16 protein-coding genes are annotated in these 19,900 nt (G+C 58.7%); 8 read left to right on the top strand and 8 right to left on the bottom strand.

The genetic code is table 11. From position 1 onward, the window contains the following. Positions 1–302 precede the first annotated feature (302 nt). Together CLAC_RS12615 and CLAC_RS12610 are read left to right on the top strand one after the other, a co-directional pair. Positions 303–521, top strand: coding sequence for a hypothetical protein (locus tag CLAC_RS12615; protein ID WP_156324768.1), 219 nt, complete (start codon positions 303–305; stop codon positions 519–521). Between the two features lie 823 nt (positions 522–1,344). Beyond that, positions 1,345–2,763: a hypothetical protein gene (locus CLAC_RS12610; protein ID WP_169750324.1), complete on the top strand. Its 1,419-nt coding sequence runs from the start codon at positions 1,345–1,347 to the stop codon at positions 2,761–2,763. 102 nt (positions 2,764–2,865) lie between these two features. Here the strand turns inward: CLAC_RS12610 and CLAC_RS03985 are convergent, their stop codons facing one another. From CLAC_RS03985 to CLAC_RS03970, 4 genes are read right to left on the bottom strand one after another with little or no spacing between them, the layout of a single operon-like run. Beyond that, a complete protein-coding gene (locus tag CLAC_RS03985) occupies positions 2,866–4,575 on the bottom strand; it encodes an NAD(P)-binding protein (protein ID WP_053411798.1) in 1,710 nt (569 codons plus the stop codon). 13 nt (positions 4,576–4,588) lie between these two features. Further along, positions 4,589–5,752 (bottom strand): thiamine pyrophosphate-dependent enzyme, encoded by a 1,164-nt coding sequence (locus CLAC_RS03980; RefSeq protein ID WP_082313094.1) that lies wholly within the window; start codon positions 5,750–5,752, stop codon positions 4,589–4,591. Beyond that, complete coding sequence (locus CLAC_RS03975; RefSeq protein ID WP_053411797.1) at positions 5,745–7,022, bottom strand: transketolase C-terminal domain-containing protein; 1,278 nt, start codon at positions 7,020–7,022, stop codon at positions 5,745–5,747. The genes CLAC_RS03980 and CLAC_RS03975 overlap by 8 nt, the downstream gene beginning before the upstream one ends. Before the next feature lie 5 nt (positions 7,023–7,027). After that, on the bottom strand, positions 7,028–7,615 hold the full coding sequence (locus CLAC_RS03970) for a 2-oxoacid:acceptor oxidoreductase family protein (protein ID WP_053411796.1): 588 nt from the start codon (positions 7,613–7,615) through the stop codon (positions 7,028–7,030). Between the two features lie 174 nt (positions 7,616–7,789). Between CLAC_RS03970 and CLAC_RS03965 the strand changes: the two genes are divergently transcribed. From CLAC_RS03965 to CLAC_RS03950, 4 genes are all read left to right on the top strand, one after another. Then, positions 7,790–9,292, top strand: a complete 1,503-nt coding sequence (locus CLAC_RS03965; protein WP_082313092.1) for an MFS transporter — start codon at positions 7,790–7,792, stop codon at positions 9,290–9,292. Further along, positions 9,279–9,647 (top strand): TetR/AcrR family transcriptional regulator, encoded by a 369-nt coding sequence (locus tag CLAC_RS03960; RefSeq protein ID WP_245621965.1) that lies wholly within the window; start codon positions 9,279–9,281, stop codon positions 9,645–9,647. The genes CLAC_RS03965 and CLAC_RS03960 overlap by 14 nt, the downstream gene beginning before the upstream one ends. Positions 9,648–9,889: 242 nt before the next feature. Continuing rightward, complete coding sequence (locus CLAC_RS03955; protein WP_053411795.1) at positions 9,890–10,324, top strand: hypothetical protein; 435 nt, start codon at positions 9,890–9,892, stop codon at positions 10,322–10,324. After that, positions 10,321–11,721 (top strand): tripartite tricarboxylate transporter permease, encoded by a 1,401-nt coding sequence (locus tag CLAC_RS03950; RefSeq protein WP_245621964.1) that lies wholly within the window; start codon positions 10,321–10,323, stop codon positions 11,719–11,721. The genes CLAC_RS03955 and CLAC_RS03950 overlap by 4 nt, the downstream gene beginning before the upstream one ends. Positions 11,722–11,755: 34 nt before the next feature. On the opposite strand, the gene CLAC_RS03945 is transcribed toward CLAC_RS03950, so the two are convergent. Then, positions 11,756–12,955, bottom strand: coding sequence for an alpha/beta hydrolase (locus tag CLAC_RS03945; RefSeq protein WP_053411794.1), 1,200 nt, complete (start codon positions 12,953–12,955; stop codon positions 11,756–11,758). 368 nt (positions 12,956–13,323) lie between these two features. Here CLAC_RS03945 and CLAC_RS03940 point away from each other — a divergent pair, with 368 nt between their 5' ends. Further along, complete coding sequence (locus tag CLAC_RS03940; RefSeq protein WP_053411793.1) at positions 13,324–14,904, top strand: Re/Si-specific NAD(P)(+) transhydrogenase subunit alpha; 1,581 nt, start codon at positions 13,324–13,326, stop codon at positions 14,902–14,904. 7 nt (positions 14,905–14,911) lie between these two features. Next, positions 14,912–16,384 carry an NAD(P)(+) transhydrogenase (Re/Si-specific) subunit beta gene (locus tag CLAC_RS03935; RefSeq protein ID WP_053411792.1) on the top strand — a complete coding sequence of 491 codons (1,473 nt, stop codon included), beginning with the start codon at positions 14,912–14,914 and terminating at the stop codon, positions 16,382–16,384. Here the strand turns inward: CLAC_RS03935 and CLAC_RS03930 are convergent, their stop codons facing one another. The 3 genes from CLAC_RS03930 to CLAC_RS03920 are packed head-to-tail and all read right to left on the bottom strand — an operon-like array spanning position 16,385 to position 19,897. Next, positions 16,385–16,861, bottom strand: coding sequence for a GNAT family N-acetyltransferase (locus tag CLAC_RS03930; protein ID WP_053411791.1), 477 nt, complete (start codon positions 16,859–16,861; stop codon positions 16,385–16,387). An 11-nt stretch (positions 16,862–16,872) separates the two neighbouring features. Then, positions 16,873–18,372: a hypothetical protein gene (locus CLAC_RS03925; protein WP_053411790.1), complete on the bottom strand. Its 1,500-nt coding sequence runs from the start codon at positions 18,370–18,372 to the stop codon at positions 16,873–16,875. A gap of 19 nt (positions 18,373–18,391) precedes the next feature. Beyond that, complete coding sequence (locus CLAC_RS03920) at positions 18,392–19,897, bottom strand: MFS transporter (RefSeq protein WP_053411789.1); 1,506 nt, start codon at positions 19,895–19,897, stop codon at positions 18,392–18,394. Positions 19,898–19,900: the final 3 nt, after the last annotated feature.

Raw genomic sequence — 19,900 nt, 5'->3', positions numbered from 1 at the left:
ACTGCACAGTCTAGCGAAACCTCCGGACTGCGCCGGCCAAAGTGTGCCCTTTGCGTCGTTTTCGTCCCCTCCTTCCGGCCTCTCTGGGCGAGGTTGTCCACAAGCGCGAAGTTATCCACAGCTCCGCTTGTCGACGCTCTTATCCAACGCGCATGAGTCCGGCCACGGTGTTATAACTTCTGCACACACAAAATAAGTTTGGGGAGGGAAAGTGGATAGAGGAATGTCCACGCTAATCAGCATATTGGCGGCCGGATCGCTGACTGTTGCGGGGTGCTCGGCAGCTGGCGGTCAAGCCCAAAATGGGCAATCTGAGCAGCCTTTACAGACAGGCATCGGGCAATCCGGCGCGAAGGATGGGCGCGACGCACCTGTGGCTGGCCGAGATGGACTCCCACCAGGCGTTCTACCGCCGAGGGAGCCAGCGCAACCCGGCGATGCCCGACTGGGGCCCGATGGTCACTACGACTATGCTGCGTCGGATTTCGTACTCACGAATCCTTGTGACGATCCGGAGATAATGGCCAAGTTGGAGAAGTTGGGTCTCCGCAAGACATCGTTAGCATCAAGCAAAATCGATAGACCTCAACAAAGAGGCTGTGTAATACGCGACGCAGCAAATTCCCCTCTAGCAATTTGGTACCAATCACTGAATCACATCGAGATGAGAATGTTCGGTACTTCTCCTGTCACCCACCAAGATGACCAATTGAGCTGGGTGACTTCACATCAAAATGCACCAACCGGAGAAAACGGCTGCGTGGCAACGATCGAGACTCCGAAGGGAAGCGTCGGGTTCGTAACCGATACGACCGGATTGACTATCGACGACTTCCATAACGAAGGATGTTCCCGCGTCAACACAGTAATTTCGGCTTATCTACAGGGGGAAATGTGATTACTGCAGTTTTGCCAGCAATCGATTCAGCGATTTTGAATATCCAAAACATCAGTTTTGCGAACGCGATGGGCAATATTCATGCACCATCCCTAACCGCCTACTCGCCTGTTCCTTCACTTCAATCCGTCGCTAATCACCACAGTCGCGCCATCGTCGGTTGTTCTGGAAGTTCAGTTTCAATTGGCCAAGCGCTAAGAGAACAGCTCACCTGGGCTTCTACCAACCTTGGCGATTTCAAACGCGTACTGAGCGATCACGAATCCGAAGTTTCCCGAGTTTTGCGAAACTTCGATCCAGAAAACGGAAAAAGCAAGACAGTATCGTCTTTGTCTTCGACCGTCGCTCTCTTTAACAGGCGCCCGCCATTTAGCGCTGGCGCATTGGAATTCGCATCCGTCCCGGTATCCGCCGAGGCATCCTTCGACGCCTCAACCTTGCTTCAAATGTTCACAGCGACGAACGACGGCGCAATCGGCGACGCCATCGCCTACTGGACCTCGTACGCTGCAGCGATGAGTACCCTCGCCGCGGATCTGGCGACCGTGTCATCCAATCTGCTCGCCTCAAACCATGGCGAAGTATTCAACGCAGCAAATGCCTCGCTAAACGGGCTCGCTGCGCGAGCCACCTCCATTGCCGCGTCCTCCGAAGTCATGGCCTCACATCTAACCGCACTTCCCGCGATTAAGACCATGGCGATCTCGGCTCTCAGCGCGATTGAGGCCGAGTCGAAGGCTCTCCAGAACCCAGCAGCGCAAAAAGCGTTCGCTCAAGCTGAGGTAGCAGCATTCTTGTCAGGTCCCTATACAGCGCAACTCCAGACTGCGATTCCACGAATCCCCAATCTTGTATCCGGTGACGGAGGCGGCGGAGCTACCTCCGCTGCAACTGCGGGAATCAATGTTGCGGGGCTAGGTGGTGCCACACAGGCAGGCCTGTCCCCTAACGGTATGAACGGCACCATGCAGACCGCGTCTGCCCCAAACACAGCCGGAGCCTTTATTCCCAACTCACCCAACACAATGTCTGGTACGCCTCACGGTGGCAGCCCTACCCCGCCGCAAACTGGCTCGAACTCGGCAATGCCAACCTCACCGACTGGTGGGCTCGGCTCCGCTGGGTCGCAACCAGCATCAACGCCCTTCTCGCCCGCTGTGACACCTTCAGGCACAGGAAACATGGCAGGTTACCCAACCACTGGCGGCAATAGTGCACGTTCATCCTCGCCACGCTTCAGCGACGTTCCACCACCTGTAGGAATCACACCAGCGGCAGCCGGTTCATCACCTCGCCACGCTCGGACCACTGGAACCCAGAGCTACGGCATGTCACCATCACATATGTCCCCCTCCACCGTTCGAGGTTCCAATCCACAAAATCTTCCGACTGGGACGCTGAGGAATTCGACGACTCCGGGGTTCCCAAGGTCCGGCGCCCTGGGCTCAACTGCCCGATACCCCTCCATGGGAAGTCTTAGCTCACAGCCTTTCGGTGCCCCACCGCTCTCGGCCGGGTCGCCAAACACACCCGGTGCGTCCCCACTCGGAGGCGCTGCACGTCCCGGCCTCAGCGCCGGAACGCCGACGATGGGTGCAGGGCAATCCGGCACTGGAGGAACGTCGGTGCTGCACAGCAAGACACCGTCGGAAAGCGGGCGAAGCGGCCTAGCCCACGCGCTAAGTAGCAAAGGAGGCTCTCACACGCACGGCGGAGGAAAGGCCTCAACGCGCAGGGTCACAAATGTGGCCAGCATCAAAGACAACGACGCAACCACATTCGAGCAGAACGAATACCAGCGGGAACTGTTCGGCGATGCACCGCCGACAGTACCCGCCGTCATCGGGGAAAACGTCCGAAGCTAATGCACCGGGCAATGTACCGGGCGCCGACTGGCGCAGGAAAGCGCTGACCAAAACCGACGAAGACTGACGGAAGCGCTGCCAGCCCGATGAGTTCGGAGGAGGCTAAATCTCCTCCGGCACCATCGAAATGGCACCACACGGGCACTCCTCGGCACAGACGCCGCAGCCCTTGCAGTAGTCGTACTTGAACTCGTACTTGCCCGGCTCCAACTTCAGCACCGCGTTATCCGGACACACGCCGAAGCAGTTATCGCAACCAAAGCAGTTGCCACAGCTCATGCAACGGCGCGCTTCAAAGAGTGCCGACTCCTCGTCCAGACCCTGCACTACCTCGTCGAAGTTCGAAGCGCGGCGAGCGCCCTCCAACTTCGCGCGAACCTTGTGCGGCGCATCGGAGTAGTACCACGTCTCCATGCGGTCAATCGTGGCATCACCGTGCTTCGCCGGCGGCTCATACTCGGCACCCGAGAGGTACGCGTCGATATAGCGCGCAGCCTTCTTTCCGTGCCCGATGGCCACCGTGACGTTCTTCTCACTCGGAACCATGTCTCCACCAGCGAAGACACCGGGCAGTCCCGTCATCATCTGATTATTCACAGCAACGACGCCGCGATCGATGTGGATGTCGTCAACGCCGTCGAAAAGCGAAAGATCGGACTCCTGCCCCAGTGCCATCACCAACGAATCCGCGGCCAAATCCTCGTACTCACCGGTCGGCTGCGGGAAGCCGTTTTCGTCCAGCTCCATCTTCTCAATTTTGATGGTGCCACCCTCGACATGGTTGACCGTGGAGAGCCAACGCATGGTGATGCCCTCTTCCTCGGCCTCCAGGACCTCGGAATCGTGGGCCGGCATTTGCTCACGCGTACGACGGTACAAAATCACCGAATCAGCAGCACCAAGACGCTTAGCGGTACGCGCGGCATCAATAGCGGTGTTGCCGCCACCGTAGACCACAACAGTGCGGCCCAGCAGCGGCTGAACGCCCGTGTCAGCATCGGCGTTCTTCTCGACATTGGCCAGCACGTCAATAGCATCCATCACGTGCGCCGCCTCACCCGCCGGAACACCAATATTCTTGGCAAGACCAGCGCCGACAGCGGTAAACACAGCGTCGAATTCCTCACGAGCAGCCGCAAGGTCACCAACACGGACGCCCATCTCGAACGTCACGCCCATATCCGCGATGCGGCGAATTTCCGCATCCAAGACCTCACGAGGAAGTCGGTACGACGGAATGCCGTAGCGCATCATGCCGCCCGGCTTATCCGCCATATCTCGAACTGTGACGCTATGCCCCAATAGCGCGAGGTGATACGCCGCGGACAGACCGGAGGGGCCCGCGCCCACGACTAGAACCTTCTTGCCCGTCGAATCGCACGCGATAGTTGGAGCCCAGCCCTCGTCGATAGCCTTGTCGCCGAGGAAGCGCTCAATCGCGTTGATCCCGACGGCCTCGTCGACCTGTGCGCGGTTACACGCAGTCTGGCAAGTGTGGTAGCAAACGCGCCCCATCACAGCAGGCAGAGGGTTGTTTCGCATGATTTCACGCCAGGCGTCCTCGTAGTGGCCCTCTTCCGCATGGTAGAGCCACTGCTGAATGTTCTCCCCCGTCGGGCACGCCTTGTTGCAGGGCGGCAGCAGATCAACGTAAACCGGACGCTCGGTGCGCCACGAGCCAGTCTCGTTCGCCAGCGAAGATCCGACATCGAGCGAAATGGCAAAGGGCAACAATGTCTTCTTCGAACCGCCCTTGATCGAGTCCTGGGCGGCATCCTTGCCGGAGCCGGACTGCGATTCCTGGTTACTCATTGCTCTTTCCTCCCTAACGCTCGTTGTTATCCTGGCCGGCTACCGGCACCTGATGGCCTGTAGGCGGGATGTCCGTCACGCTCACCGGATCGCTTGCCGACGGCCCCACGGGCTTTTCCAACAGGTCAAGAGCCTCTTCGTCAACGAGGTTGTACCGGCGGATATTACGATCTGCTCCGGCCTGCAGCTGTTCGATTACCGACGGATCCGCACCCTTCTTGAACAGGTGCGCAAACCTGCGCTGCAGTTTCAAGTACTCGGTCACCGGGACCGGCCTGCGAATCTTCGCAACCGAGGTGACCTCGCCGTATTCAGCCTCGAACACCGGGAACATGCCCGACTGAGTTGCCATACGCGCCACCTTTAGCGTGTGATTCGATGCCGATCCCCAGCCCAGCGGGCACGGCACGAGCACGTGAATGTAGCGGGCACCGCGAAACTCCATCGCGCGGGTGACCTTGTACTCGAGGTCCCGCAGGTCAGCCACGGTTGCAGTCGCGACATAGGGAATCTCATGGGCCATAGCGATGCGAGGCAAATCCTTGCCCTGACCGAAGGTATTTCCCGGATGCTCGCCGACGGGCTGGGTCGTTGCAGTGCGGGCAGCCGGCGGGGTCGCACCGGAGCGCTGCACACCGGTGTTCATGTAGGCCTCGTTGTCATAGCAGATGTAGAGCACATCGTCGTTACGCTCAAACATGCCGGACAGCGGGCCGAAGCCGATGTCGACGGTGCCGCCGTCGCCACCCTGGGCAATAACACGCACGTCCTGGCGCCCCTTCGCCTTCATAGCGGCCTGGACTCCCGTGGCCACGGCTGCCGCGTTGCCGAATAGCGAGTGAATCCACGGCAGATTCCAGGACGTTTCCGGGTACGGAGTCGAAAACACCTCCAGGCATCCCGTCGCGTTGACGGCGATTACCTTTTTATCCGCGGCAGCAACCGCAGCGTCGAGCGCGCAGCGGGCACCAAGTGCCTCGCCGCAGCCCTGGCAGGCTCGGTGCCCCGAGGTCAGTGAATTAAAACGTTCGGTGTCGGACTGCACAGAGCGTAGCTCGTCCTCCACTAGGCGATTGCCTACCGCGAAGGAGCCAACCTGGTAGAACTTGGCTTCCTCGCGGGAGGGAATTTCCGTGGCGCGAAAGCGCGGGGTCGGAAGCGGGGTCGCGCTAGTCATTGTGGGTCTCCTCGGAGTAGTGACCGACCATGGCCTTGTTGGACACGTCCTTCAAAAGGTTTTCTGGGATAGCGCCAGAGCGCCGGACCAGTGTCTCGCGCTCTAGCTCGCGGTCGACCAGCTCGTGGTCTAGATCGAGGAAAGTGGTGTCGGCGACATCGTCAACAACTGCCTTGTCCAGGTACTCATGCAGCGAACGTTTCGTAATGTCGCGACCGCCCAGTCCTGCAATCAGTTCGTGGCAGACGAACGCCTGCCCTCTCATCGCGGCGCGGCAGTGGGAAGACACGATGCCGCCAATGCCGACCGAGAATGCCTTTTCCAAAACGATGAATCGCTTGGCCTTGCTCAGCGCCTCGCGCACCGCCTCAGAGGGGAACGGGCGGAAGGACACCAGCGACAGAACGCCAATCTTCTCCCCCGCTTCCCGACGCTCATCCACTACATCCCGGAGAGTGCCGGTGACGGAGCCGAGGCACACAATAATCGTTTCGGCGTCGCCGGTGCGGTACTCGTGCAGCAGGCCTCCCGAGGAGCGTCCGAATATTTCCTCGAACTCCTTCTGCACGCGCGGGATGACCTTCAGGGCCTCCATCTGCTTGTGGTGCGCCAGATAGCGGACCTCGGTGAAGGCCTCGGGGCCGACCATCGCGCCGATGGAGATGGGGTCAGCGGGGTCGAGGACCTGGCGGGGCTCGTAGGGCGGGAGGAACTTGTCCACGTCAGCAACCTCGGGGACATCGACCTGTTCCATAGCGTGGGTCAGAATGAAGCCATCCATGCAGACCATGACGGGCAGGGAAAGTTCCTCGGCAATCTTAAAAGCCTGCACATGCAGGTCAGCAGCCTCTTGGTTATCGATGGCGTAAAGCTGCAGCCACCCGGAGTCGCGCTGGCTCATCGAGTCAGTATGGTCATTCCAGATGTTGATGGGCGAACCAATAGCTCGGTTGGCCACCGTCATCACAATCGGAAGGCCCAGGCCAGAGGCGTTATACACGGCCTCGACCATGTAGAGCAGACCCTGCGAGGCCGTTGCAGTGTAGGCTCGCGCGCCTGCTGCGGAAGCTCCGATTGAAGCCGACATTGCGGAGAACTCGGACTCTACGTTGACGTACTCACAGCCTTCGAGATTTCCCGACTTCACCAGTGCGGACAGAGCTTCAACGATATGGGTCTGCGGCGAGATTGGGTACGCGCAGATAACTTCGGGACGGCACGCCGCGACGGTCTGCGCGACCGACTGACTGCCCTCAATTTGCTTGAGCATTTTCTCTACGCCTCCTGCGCCTTCGCTTCGGACTTCTTGCGATTCACCAGGTCAAATGCCGCCTTTGCTGCGGCGACGTTCTTCTCACCGACAACCCCGGGGAACCGCTGCATAATCGCGTCGGCCACCGACTCCATCTCAATCAGCTCGGTGAGTGCGGCCATGCCGCCCAAGAGCACAGCATTCGGAACCGTTCGGCCGGTGTGTTCGCGGGCGATATCCGTCGCCGGGATCGTCATGAAATGTCCGGCCGGCTGGCTCGCCTGGAGCTCCGAGAGCCCTAACTCCGCGCTCCGCTTCGACGAGTTGATTAGGACGTAGCCGTCGTCGTTAAGCCCGGAGAAGACATCCAGAATTGGAAGCAGCGTCGGGTCCTGAACGATAAGCAGATCCGGCTCGAGGACCGGCTCGCGGGTGCGGATTTCGTTGTCGCTAATTCGGCAGTAAGCGACGACCGGAGCCCCGGTGCGCTCAGAGCCGAATGAGGGGAATGCCTGGGCGTGACGCCCTTCGGCAAAAGCAGCCATTGCGACGAGATCAGAGGCAGTGACGACGCCCTGCCCTCCTCGTCCGTGAATTCGTACCTCGACCATGAGCACCAATTTAGACCTTTTTGGGGCTCCTGCCGAGGAAGGCATGGCTTACTTTATGCACCTTAAAGCGCTGGTTAGAGCGCTATTTTCGAACTACTTTTGTGTCTTAAATCGAAGACTTGCCGGTCAGATACTCCGATTGAAACTAAACCGAACGTTCGTTACAGTTATGACATGCTAAAAACAACCAGCACCTCAGCACCGAGTACTGCGCCCCGCGGTGCCGAATCGGCGGCAGGGCGATGGTCGTTCCTCGCAATCGTCAGCGCGGGCCTATTCCTGATTGGCGTGGACAATTCCGTCCTCTACACCGCCCTGCCCGTGCTGCGAGAGCAAATGCACACCACAGAGGTACAGGGCCTATGGATTATCAACGCCTATCCCCTGGTTTTGTCGGCACTGCTACTGGGCACCGGCACACTAGGCGACCGCATCGGCCATCGCCGCATGTTCCTCATCGGTCTTGCAATCTTCACCGTGGCATCACTAGCGGCCGCTTTTTCGCCCGGCGCGTGGTCACTGGTGGCAGCGCGTGCTTTCTTAGGCCTCGGCGCGGCAACAATGATGCCCGCAACTCTGGCACTGATCCGCATCACCTTCCCCAATCCGCGAGAACTGAGTACCGCCATCGGAATTTGGGCGGCTACCGCAACACTCGGCGCAGCCGCAGGACCGGTCGTGGGCGGATTCTTGCTGGAGCATTACTGGTGGGGCTCCATCTTCCTCATCAACGTCCCAGTCAGTATCGCGGCAATCGTCGGCACCCTTATCTTCGCTCCGGCGAACCGGACGGACCTCACTAAACACTGGGACTTCCTCTCCAGCTTCTACGCCATGCTGGCAATGCTCGGCCTCGTTCTTCTGATTAAGGAAGTCGCCGGCCACAGGCATCCCGAGATGCTCCTAGCAGCGATCGCGCTGGGCGGTATCGGTGCCGTGGCGTTTCAGCATCGGCAAGCGAAGTGGGCCGAGCCCCTGCTGGACTTCCGAGTCTTCCGCTCCCCGATGTTCACCGGCGGTGTTCTTGCTGCGGGATGCGCAATGTTTGCGCTGGCTGGCGCAGAGCTGATGACCACGCAGCGCTTCCAGATGTCCGCCGGCTACTCCCCATTGCACGGAGGCCTGCTCGTCGCGATTGCGGCGGTGGCATCTTTCCCCATGTCGGTCCTCGGCGGCGCGGTGCTCCACAAGGTGGGGTTCCGCACGCTAATTTCGGGCGGCTTTCTGGCCATCTCGGCGGGGCTGGCGACGCTTTTCGCAGGTGTTTCCACCGGGCAATTCGCACTCACAGCAGCGGGGCTAGTCCTACTCGGCGCAGGATCTGGTTCCGTCATGTCCGTGTCGTCGACCGCGATTATCGGCTCGGCGCCGTCGTCGAAGGCGGGCATGGCCTCGGCGATGGAGGAAGTCTCCTACGAGTTCGGAACGCTCCTCACCGTCGCAGTAACCGGCAGCTTGCTTCCCATGTTCTACAGCTGGCACATGCCCCACGGGGTCACCGCCAGCATGAATGAAGCTCTCTCCTCCCCCGCGCTTGCCGACGTCGCCCGCGGCGGCCTGGACAGCGCGTACCTTTCGATTCTTGTCGTTCTGGCAGTATTTTCCCTAGGGGCCGCCGTCGCCACCGCAGTCGCGTTCCGAGGCAATCCGAAGGAGACCATCTATGCGCACGAGTAAGCGCACGCTCATCCTCGACACAATTGTCGAGATTATCGAGGAGTCCGGAATGTCGGATGTGACCTACGAGAATGTCGCGACGCGCAGCGGGATGAGCAAATCCGGCTTGATTTACCACTTCCCCTCCCGCGACGACATGGTCAGGGCCGTACACCAGTACATGGCTGAAAAGTGGGAGCAAGAGCTGATCGAAGCCGCAGGCGCCACCGCTGACAAGCTCTCCCCCGCCGACCGGCTTCGGGCGAACCTCAAGGTATCGCTTAATACAGCAACCCGCGCCGAATTGATGATGGCCATCGACTCCTCCTCCGAGCCCGAACTACGGGAAATTTGGGCCAGTCACCTAAGCCGCTGAAACCCGCCTGCCGACGACATCGCCACCAACCCCGATGCATGCGCGGCGTTCGTAGTGCAGATGATTTCCGACGGACTCTGGGCAAACGACTTCATCAACGGTTTTAGTCTGACCGAGCAGCAGCGCAAGGCCATTGTCGAGGCCGCTGAGCGACTCATTCCCAACGCGGAATAGAGCGCTGGGAACTTTTTTTCTTGTCCCGCTCAAGGAGGCAATCCGGGACCGGGTTTAGACTCTTTCCTATGAAAACTTCTCCCGAGAATGCCCCTCACGGATACCTCTTCGTGTGGGGCGATACTGTCATCGGGGTCCGATTGGCAGTAGGCGTCATCGTCGGAATTGTCTGCGCCCTTGTCGGGCTGTACGGCGGCCGAGCACTCATCGGCGCGTTCGTGGCTGACCCGGAACTGGCGAAGGCATGGTCACTGGTCACGGGACTCGTCGGCTGCGTATTCGCCGGTGTTGTCCTGTCTTGGTTGTTCCCGCCTGCGCGTCGGGTCACCGAGGACTCCCACGATGTCACCCGAGTGCAGCAAGCCGTCGCCGAGATTGCGGACCAGCCCATGGGGCTCGGCGATCTCCAGGAAGCCTCAAAGCAGTCGCGGGCGGAGCTCGCTGATGCCGGCCTGACCGAATGGTTTGATGGCTCGGCTTCGCAGACTGGGGGCAGCAAGTGACCGAGTTTTTTGGAAGCCTTGGCGCGGATCTGCCCATCGCAGTGGCGATGGCCCTCGTGGGCGCTGCCGTGTTCACGTTAATTGGTGTCGTCTCCGGCACTGACGAGACCGCCACGATTGCACCGCTGACTCTCGTAGTCATTCTGCTAGGCGTACCGCCCGCCGGTGTATTCACGTTTTTCCTGGCGGGTGCGATCTCGAAGCACATGACCCACGCAGTGCCGACCATGCTCCTCGGTATACCGGGCGACACCCTGGCGGTACCTCTCATGGAGGAAGCTGACCGCATGCGTGCGCTCGGACTACAGCACCTGGCACTTCGCAAGGCCGTGGCTGGTGGAGCGATTGCCGCAGTCATCTCAATTCCGCTGGCAGTCCTGTTCGCCTGGATCCTCTCGCCCTTCGGCGACTTCATCTCTTCCATCGCCCCGTGGCTCTTCCTGCTCGCGGCGGTCGCCATCGCCTACTCAGCCCCCGGACGCTGGCGGGCTGTGCTGGCGCTAATCCCCTTTGTGCTCCTCATCCTGGGGCTGCAGAAGTTCACAAGTCTCTTTGAGGTCAAACTTGCGACCAGCTACTTCCTCGGCATCGCCATCGGCCCCATGATTTTCGCGCTTGCGAGCATGCTCTTGCCCCGGATGCGCCGGGCTGCGCGCTCCTCCTCGCCCGCCAACGTCTACTTGGCACCGGAATCAAACGGAACCAACGCAAAGAGTCTTATCTATCCGTCCCCGTTACGCTTCCTCGATGCCACGCAGCTTAAAGCCATCTCCCTATCCTCCGCCGTGTCCAGCGCAACTTTTGTGTTTTCCCCGGTTGCAATGACGGTGCTGATGGGCGAGGTGGTCTCTAGCCGGGTGAAACAGGGCTACCAGCGGCTAACCACGGCAGTGGCGGCCAAGAATGCGACAACCGAGTCGACCTACATGGCCGAGTCGCTGATTCCCCTCATCGCGTTCGGCCTCCCCCTTAGCCCGGTAGCCGCGGGGCCTGCCGCGCCCCTGTTCAACGCACCGCCTGTCTGGGAGACTAACGGCGAAACCGGCGTGATTCACAACCTTTCGACCGAGCTGTCCACGGGCGAATTCCTCATTTTCGGCCTGTTGGCTGCCTTCGCCGCTGTCGCAGTCGCGTACCCGTTTGTCATGCGCTACGCCCACTCTGCTGCGAAGTTCGTGGTCACCCGAGTTAGCCACGAAGCTATCATCGCGGCCTTCACCGGGCTTGTGACCGTAGTCAGCCTATGGGAGGGCGGAATCATCGGCCTCGTCGTGACTCTCATCGTTGGCCTGGCCGGAGGCGCGCTGATCAAACTAGCGCGGCTACACGCGGGCGTACTTTTCATGGGCTACTACGTAGCCGCGCTGTCGGTGCCGGGAATCCTGGCAATGCTATAGGTGCCCGCATCCGGGCAACAAGCCCGCTTTTGGGCTAGATTCCCTTGCGCTCGACGCCGCTCAACTCTGCGTCGGTCGCCAGCGAGAAGTTATCGCCCTCGTAGACGGAGACCGCGCGAGGGCTGCGCTCCAGCAAGTACTCCGAGAACGATAGGACCAGCGAACCATAGGCGTTCTTGTCCGCAAGGTCCAGGTACGTTCCGTGGTAGGAGCCATTGACCATTGCAAGCCAAGCCGGGCCGGTGGCGCGCGAGTAACCGATGCGATCGCCTCCCTTGGGCACGATATCCTCATGCTCTGCCACAGCAACGAGCAATGGGATATTCGTAGGCTTGGACAGCTTGCCGAAGTCCGACGGCCCCGGGTTAAGTGCTACAACCCCTCGGGTCACCATGTTGTATCCGAGCTTGTTGAACACCGGATCCATAGAGTTATTGAGGAACATTGCCGATCCACCACCGGCAGAGTGCCCCACCAGAAGGGTTCGCGAGAAATCAATCTTGTTGTGCAGCGCGGAGTCCTCATCGGTGTTGGCTCCCGCCGCGGTTGCAGCGGCGAGGACCATCTGCGGACCGAACCAGTTGGTGAAGTTGTAGCCCATCGCGACAACGTAGCCGTGGCTGGCGTAGAGGCGCGCCTGCCGGTCGTACATCCCAGGTTCAGTACCAATGCCCGGGCTGAGAATCATCAGCGGTGCGGATTCCATTGACCCGATATCAGCAGGGTAAATCAGCTGCGCCCCTGCCGGATTCCCCGTCAGAGTCTCAGGGAAAACGTCGTAGCAGTCAGTTGTCTGGTTGAGACCGTGCAGCTCTCGGAGAACCTGGTTGTAAACGGTGTAGACCAGGCCATCGCAGGTTAGCGGCTCACGCGTCACGGCTACCGGGTGCGGGCCGACGTTTCCGAAAGTGTTGCGGATCGCTCCCGCCGTCGGGGCGTACGGAGCGGTTTTTTCCCCGCCATTCGACATGACGTCTACAAGACCGTCGCCAATCTTTTGAACGATCGGCGACTGCGAGTAGTCCGTCGACGCAACGCGATCGTTGCCCTCCGGCAGCTGGAACGGAAGAGGCAATGCCTGAGCAGGAATCTGCCCTGCGAGGACCACTCCCGACGCGATGGCCATACCCAGCGCCTTTCGGCGAAAGCCTCGGAAGCCCGCCCCTCTCCCAGCCTCAGGCAGCAGATTCTCAGACGCGGTGACATTAACATTTTTCGGAGCATTGGTACCCATAGGAGGAATTGTAAAACGCAACTTCATAAAAAATAAGAGTTTTTCAAGCACGCACTCAGGCTCTGAGCACAAAAACCCACCCCACTCCACCCCCGAAACCAAATTATTGCGGCACACCCACTTTGCATCAGACCGCATCCGTCGCTAACACCCAGGCACTCACCACCCCCATATCACCCCCGCAGTCAACAGCAAAAGTCGACTACATCACCGTTATCCAAATATTTTCATCATTAATTCCTCGAAAGAGGCATTGCCCCCGAACGGTTGCGCATACCTTGATGAACACCGAAATCGACCGTTCGCAACGACCCCGCGAGCCCCACGACACAATACGAACCCCAGAACTCAAGCAAAAGAGAAATCCAGTGAGAATCGGCATCCCCTTAGAACCCGATCCCCAGCAGACAATCGTGGCCGCAACGCCAGAAACCGTCGGCAAGCTAATCAAACTCGGCTACGACGTGGCAGTACAGGCCAACGCCGGCCTAGCGGCGAAATTTAGCGACGCGGACTACGAGGCAGCAGGCGCCACCGTTGTCGACGAATCCGTGTGGGGCAGCGATATCGTCGTCACGCTCGATACTCCCCCGCAGCAGTTCCGTGAGAAGCTTCGCGACGAGGCCATCCTTATCTCGAGGCTCGCCCCTGGCCGTAACGCGGACCTGGTGGAAGAGCTCTCTGCAAGGAACGTCACCGCCCTCGCCATGGACACTGTCCCGCGAATCTCCAGAGCGCAGTCCATGGATGTCCTGTCCTCGATGGCCAACATCTCCGGATACCGCGCAGTTGTCGAGGCGGCATCGGCCTTCGGGCGCCTTTTCACCGGCCAGGTCACGGCAGCAGGCAAGCTCCCTCCTGCGGTTGTCTACGTCATCGGCGCTGGTGTCGGAGGCCTTGCGGCGATTGGTACCGCAAACTCGATGGGTGCCGTCGTCAAGGCGACCGACCTCCGACCTGAGGCAGGTGAGCAGGTCGAATCCATGGGCGCGGAATTCATTCCCATCCCAGCCGAGACCGAAAAGTCCGAAGACGGCTATGCCAAGGAAATGACAAACGATCAGGCCGCGGCTGCAGCGAAGCTCTACTCCGAGCAGTCCGCACTGGCGGATATCGTCATTACCACCGCGAACATTCCCGGCTGCCGTTCTCCACTCCTACTGACCGCCGATGATGTCGCGGGCATGAAGCCCGGCAGTGTCATCGTGGATATGGCAGCTGCGGGTGGAGGAAACTGCGAGCTGACCGTACCCGGCAAGACAATTGTTACCGACAACGGCGTGACCATCATCGGCTACACAGACCTCGCCGGGCGACTGCCGGCACAGGCTTCTTCCCTTTATGGCCAGAATATCGTCAACCTGTTCAAGCTGATCACGCCTGAAAAGGACGGGCAGCCGATTTTCGATCTCGAAGACGAGATTGTCCGCGGCATTACCGTCACCAAGGCGAATCAGCCGGGAGCAGCGTCCGATATCCTGTGGCCTCCGCCGCCCATTAAGGTCGCGGTCACTCCTGCCGCCCCTCTGCAGGAACAGCAGGCGCACCAAGCCGCACTCCACGAGCACGAGCCCGAGAAGGTCGGGTTTTTGGGCTCCGGAGGAATCGGCGCCAAGATCGCCCTGGGTATCACCGGTGTGCTGGCCCTCGCAGTTCTGCTCTCGGCACCGCACAGCGTCAGCGCCAACTTCATGGTCCTCACGCTGGCCATCGTCCTGGGATTCTATGTGATTTCCGCTGTCACTCCGCGCCTGCACACTCCGCTGATGAGTGAGACCAACGCCATCTCAGGCATTGTCCTGGTCGGCGCGATCCTCCAGGTAGGAAGTGCAAACCCTTTGGTTTCAGGACTCGCGTTCGCCGCCATCGTCGTCAGCTCCATCAATATCTTCGGTGGCTTCGCCGTCACCGACCGCATGCTCGGCATGTTCGTGAAAGAGGAGGCTTAAGCTCCCCATGACTTCCATCGATCCCACAACACTGCTCGACTGGACCTACCGCCTGTCGAACGTCGGCTACATCGTCGCCGCGGTCCTTTTCCTGATGGCACTTTCCGGCTTGTCTAAGCCCGAGACCGCCCGACGCGGCAATTCCCTCGGCATTGCCGGCATGGGCGTGGCCGTCATCGTGGCAATTTTCCAGGCACTGGTCACCTCGGCGACGAAGCCGGAGACCCACCTGAGCCCACTGGTCACCTTGATCCTCATCGCCGTTGCCATGGGGCTCGGCGGTGTCTTCGGAATCCAGCGCGCCCGCAAGGTCGCCATGACCGGCATGCCCGAACTCATCGCACTGTTCAACGGCCTGGTCGGCCTGGGTGCCATCTTCATCGGCTTCAACTCCTACATCTTCGCCGAGGAGGTGCCTGCCGACGCCCAGGCCTTCCACCTCGGAGAGGTCTACGTGGGCATCTTCATCGGTGCGGTGACCTTCACGGGCTCCATCGTTGCTGGTCTGAAGCTCTCCGAGAAGATTAAGGGCGCTCCGCTGCTGCTGCCGGGCCGCAATATCCTCAACGTTGTCATTCTGCTGGTCACAGTTGCGGGACTCGGCGTCTTCATCGCCACCGACAACGGTTCGGTCGCGTGGGGCTGCCTGGTCGCAGTGACGGTACTGGGGCTCTTCCTGGGGTGGCATCTCGTCGTCGCCATCGGCGGCGGAGACATGCCGGTGGTCGTGTCGATTATGAATTCCTACTCCGGCTGGGCCGCAGCCTTCACCGGCCTCATGCTGGGCAACACGCTGCTCATTATTACCGGTGCACTGGTCGGTTCCTCTGGCGCGTACCTGTCCTACATCATGTGCCAGGCCATGAATCGCTCTTTCGCCAACGTTATTCTCGGCGGCTTTGGGGCCGAGGCCGATTCGTCGGCAAGCGCATTAGAGGGCACGCACACCGAGGTCAACCACGAGGACACCGCCGAGATTCTGCGCGCGGCAGACAAGATTCTTATCGCGCCGGGATATGGAATGGCAGTGGCTCAGGCTCAATACGCGGTCGCCGATTTGGTCCGCAACCTGCGCGCTGACGGCAAGGAAGTCATCTTCGGCATCCACCCGGTTGCCGGTCGCCTACCCGGCCACATGAATGTGCTGCTGGCAGAGGCCAAAGTCCCTTACGATGTGGTGCTGGAGCTCGACGAGGTCAACGACGACTTCGACTCGGTCGACGTCGTCCTGGTGATTGGCGCGAACGACACGGTCAACCCGATTGCGGAACAGCCAGGTTCCCCGATTGCAGGAATGCCGGTGCTCAAGGTGTGGGAGGCCGGACGCGTCATTGTGCTCAAGCGCTCGATAGGCTCGGGTTACTCCGGAGTGCAGAATCCACTGTTCTTCAACGAAAACACCGACATGCTGATTGGAGATGCAAAATCGAGCATTGATGCGCTCAACCGTGAATTGACCTCGCAGAAGGTTACTGTATAGCTAGTCCCCGTCACGAACCATAGTGATGTGTTCGATGCCGGCTTCCGTAAAGGTCTCACCGACCTCGCGGAAGCCGGCTTTCTTATACACGCCCTTGGCGTGAGTCTGAGCGTGCAGCACAAAACCTTTACCTTGATGAGCTGTCAGTGCTGCCTGTAGCAGTTGCGAAGACAAGGACCTTCCTCGGTGTTGCGAGGATACTACTACCCGTCCGATGGTTAACGGGTAGTCTTTGACGGATTCATCGACAGTGGCGATTACACGTAAGTACCCGATGATCCTACGAGTATCGTCATTGTCCCGAATAAAGTAGTGCTCGGCGTTAGGCTCCAGATCGCGCCAATCCATCTCGGGCTCACTGCATTTTTGTTCGAGATAGAAGACATCAGTACGCAGCGCAGCGATTGCGTAGACGTCCGTCGGGGTCAATTCTAGAAAACTCTTACGATTAACTTGTACTTCATCAAATTGAGCCATGACAACACATCCTAGTTTTCTTCCGACTGCTCCAGCTCAGCTGTGACCTCAGCGTAATTAAACTGCACCCTACGTACGCGATGGACGAGGGTTCCGCGCAAGAATGCGGAGAAGAAAACAGCGAAACCATGCGTAAAACCCTGGCGCGGGCGGGCACTTGTAACTTCGCGGTCCACCTCTGAATCACCGTTGCCGTCTACGGCGTCGTTCTTTTCTACATATGCTGCTGCTTCCGCATTGTCTACGGCCTTTCGGACCGAATAGATTGCATAACCCCACAGCAGGTTAGTCACCACGAGCAAGACCGCCAAATAGAGCAGTATCAGGCCGATTAAATCAACCGGATAACGTGAAACTACTGCCACTAAAAAGGTCACCGGAACTGCCGCGATAATAACTGTGACAATTATGTAATAGACGTCATTGACCAGATGTAGCCTGGTCAGCCCCATTGCCAGAATCACCGCCAACACACTAATAATGCTGACAATCGCGAGAAGGGAAATGCCAACTAAGAGCTGTGGCTCGAACCAAGATTGGACGACCTCTTTAAAGGCATCTCCACCGACGAGACGCTGGACCGTCCCGAAGAGGACAATAATTAGATAAAGCGAGAGCCAGGAAAGCAGTACGTAGCAGAGCGCGCTAGCGAGTCGAATTCCCCATGGCACGCGGGGGAGAACTCCGGGAGTTCCATCGGGTCCATCGTGTAGAGCCCCAAACATTGCCAGCGTGCGTTCATTTTTTGCTAGCTGCCTAGACAGATCAATTCTCCGCAGAATTTGTCCTCGTAGTCGCCCGGAGTCACTTGCAGACAGCGCAAGAATCAAGAAAAAGAATGCCATAAACAGGAAAAACAGCATCTTGGGGCTTATCAAAAGCATCCAATGCCGTGCGAACACATCCCATGGATAATCACCGGTAAACGTACAGGTCCCCTGTGCTGGAGAGCAGCTCCCATCGGCAGCCGTGATGACCCCATGCCCATAGAGAACGGTCAAGACGAGAGAGACCATCGTAGCCGTCAGAAGACCACCATAGAGCATATCGATGTCGACCGAGCGATCTTCGACGATTCGCTCTATTTCTGCATCTCTGTCGAGCCCCCTTAGCTCCCGATCCAGGTCTTTAATCTTGGCACTGGCAGACACGGTTAAAGCAACGACAATCGCGGCGATAATGCTGAAAATCCCCAGCATTTCACTGTAGCTAATCAACAGTACTGACCAGCCATGATTGTTTTCATTCAACTGCTCAAATAATTGTTGACCGGTTTCCTCAGAACGCACAATTTGCTCTGCCGCGGAATCGCTGAGCGTGAAAAAGCGCGCCAATAAAGATGCGACGTCAGCCATCAAAATTAGGCCAAAAATAACGTGGGCCAGGAGAAAATAGATGACGAAAGAGCGCACCGGTTTGAGCCAATGTACAGGAAGCCGTTCGTTTGTGCTCTCCCCAGCCAATCGGCTCGACAATCCACTGCGAGCCGCTTGGAAAAATGACTCCGCCATTTCGTCTATTTTCCTTTCCTCAGTCGGTCAGCTTTTTTAGCTTTGCAGAAGGAGTACCCAACTTTGCATCTTTCATCGCCACCGCAAAACAGAGCAGAAAGACCACAATGATGGTCGCATAGCCAGCGATAATTCCTAACTGCCACCTATAGGAATCCTTCACAGCGAAGGTTACAGCGAGGATGATCGTCAAGCCGACTGAGGTGCCAATTCTTTGCCCAGTCTGCAACACTGCGCCGGCAGTCCCCGCATAGGTTATCGGCACGTGTCGCAAGCTCAATGCTTGATTCGGAGAAATGACCAGGCCACCAGCGGCACCTGCTAAAGATAGAGTCAGAATTGACCAGAATTCGCTGACTCCGTATGCGTCGTTTAGCGCGATGACCCCGATGGTTAAAAGAAGTCCGACCATTGTAATGGCGATGCCACCGACGACAATCTTGCGCCCATAGGCATCTACGTGATGGCCCGCCCAATTCGATGCGAAGGCGCTGAGGATTGCAGCCGGCAAGCCAATTAATCCCGATACCAATGGCGAGTGCCCTAAGGCATTTTGGAAGTACTGGGCCACCAAAACCCAAATACTCGTTGTTCCAAAAAACCAGAGCGTGGCAATCACAGCTCCATTGCGAAAACCTCGTAGCGAGAAAATTTCGAGGTCAATCATCGGAGCCGTACCGGTAGTTTTGACGTACTTTTCCCACCTTATCCACACAAACAGCAATGCTGCGGAAACCGGCAATAGTGCCCAGATCCACGTGGCTGCCTCAGACTCCAAAAATGGCAACATCAAGGTCACAACGACAAGCCCCAAAAGGAGCGCACCAATCGGATCGAGAGCCTTGACAGTACGAAAAGCTCCGACTGCTTCCCCCTTATTGTTCCGGAGCCTTCGTAGGTAGGGCCGTGGAAACAGTAGAAAACCAAGGAAGATTGTCAATAGGCCAACTGGCACGTTAACAAGCATCGTAAGCCGCCATCCAAGCTCCGCACCTCCAAGGCGAATAAGGAATCCTCCTAGTGGAGGGCCGATTGCGACCGCTATTCCCACCGCCGTTCCGAAGTATCCGAACGCTATTTCCCTTTCCTTGCCGGAAAAGTATTGCTGAATCATCCCGGCTCCCTGCGGGCTGAATAAACCTGCGCCGACCCCCATGATGAAACGCGCAGCATTTAGCACTTCAACGTTCGATGAAAGTCCAGCGAGGAAGGCTCCTGCCGTGTAGATATACATACCCAGGATATAGAGGCCACCACGCCCGAGTAGATCACCGGCCCGGCCGGCCACCACCAGCACTACACCAAACGAGAGCGCAAACCCGCTGAGCACCCATTGGATATCGGCATCGCGTGCCTGTAGTCCGTACTGAATACTCGGTAATGCAACGTTGACAATACTGACCGCCATTAGCGCCATAAAAATGCCCGTTAGCAAAACAGCGAGCACGCGCCAGCGATGGGAGCTTTGGGGGCCGTCGGCTGTGCATTCGCTGCTGTTGGCGGCGAGCTTCTTAGAGGGGGTCATTCT

The sequence above is a fragment of the Corynebacterium lactis RW2-5 genome (assembly GCF_001274895.1).
Lineage (GTDB): Bacteria > Actinomycetota > Actinomycetes > Mycobacteriales > Mycobacteriaceae > Corynebacterium > Corynebacterium lactis.
Note: the sequence above shows the minus strand (reverse complement) of the source record. Positions and strands in the feature narration are given on the sequence as shown.

Coding starts and splice junctions, on each gene's coding strand:
- CLAC_RS03975 (WP_053411797.1), bottom strand. CDS start 7,022: ATGCTCAAGCAAATTGAGGGCAGTCAGTCGGTCGCGCAGACCGTCGCG.
- CLAC_RS03920 (WP_053411789.1), bottom strand. CDS start 19,897: ATGACCCCCTCTAAGAAGCTCGCCGCCAACAGCAGCGAATGCACAGCC.
- CLAC_RS03960 (WP_245621965.1), top strand. CDS start 9,279: ATGCGCACGAGTAAGCGCACGCTCATCCTCGACACAATTGTCGAGATT.
- CLAC_RS03935 (WP_053411792.1), top strand. CDS start 14,912: ATGACTTCCATCGATCCCACAACACTGCTCGACTGGACCTACCGCCTG.
- CLAC_RS03945 (WP_053411794.1), bottom strand. CDS start 12,955: ATGGGTACCAATGCTCCGAAAAATGTTAATGTCACCGCGTCTGAGAAT.
- CLAC_RS12610 (WP_169750324.1), top strand. CDS start 1,345: ATGTTCACAGCGACGAACGACGGCGCAATCGGCGACGCCATCGCCTAC.
- CLAC_RS03985 (WP_053411798.1), bottom strand. CDS start 4,575: ATGAGTAACCAGGAATCGCAGTCCGGCTCCGGCAAGGATGCCGCCCAG.
- CLAC_RS03955 (WP_053411795.1), top strand. CDS start 9,890: ATGAAAACTTCTCCCGAGAATGCCCCTCACGGATACCTCTTCGTGTGG.
- CLAC_RS03930 (WP_053411791.1), bottom strand. CDS start 16,861: ATGGCTCAATTTGATGAAGTACAAGTTAATCGTAAGAGTTTTCTAGAA.
- CLAC_RS03965 (WP_082313092.1), top strand. CDS start 7,790: ATGCTAAAAACAACCAGCACCTCAGCACCGAGTACTGCGCCCCGCGGT.
- CLAC_RS12615 (WP_156324768.1), top strand. CDS start 303: ATGGGCAATCTGAGCAGCCTTTACAGACAGGCATCGGGCAATCCGGCG.
- CLAC_RS03970 (WP_053411796.1), bottom strand. CDS start 7,615: ATGGTCGAGGTACGAATTCACGGACGAGGAGGGCAGGGCGTCGTCACT.
- CLAC_RS03980 (WP_082313094.1), bottom strand. CDS start 5,752: ATGACTAGCGCGACCCCGCTTCCGACCCCGCGCTTTCGCGCCACGGAA.
- CLAC_RS03925 (WP_053411790.1), bottom strand. CDS start 18,372: ATGGCGGAGTCATTTTTCCAAGCGGCTCGCAGTGGATTGTCGAGCCGA.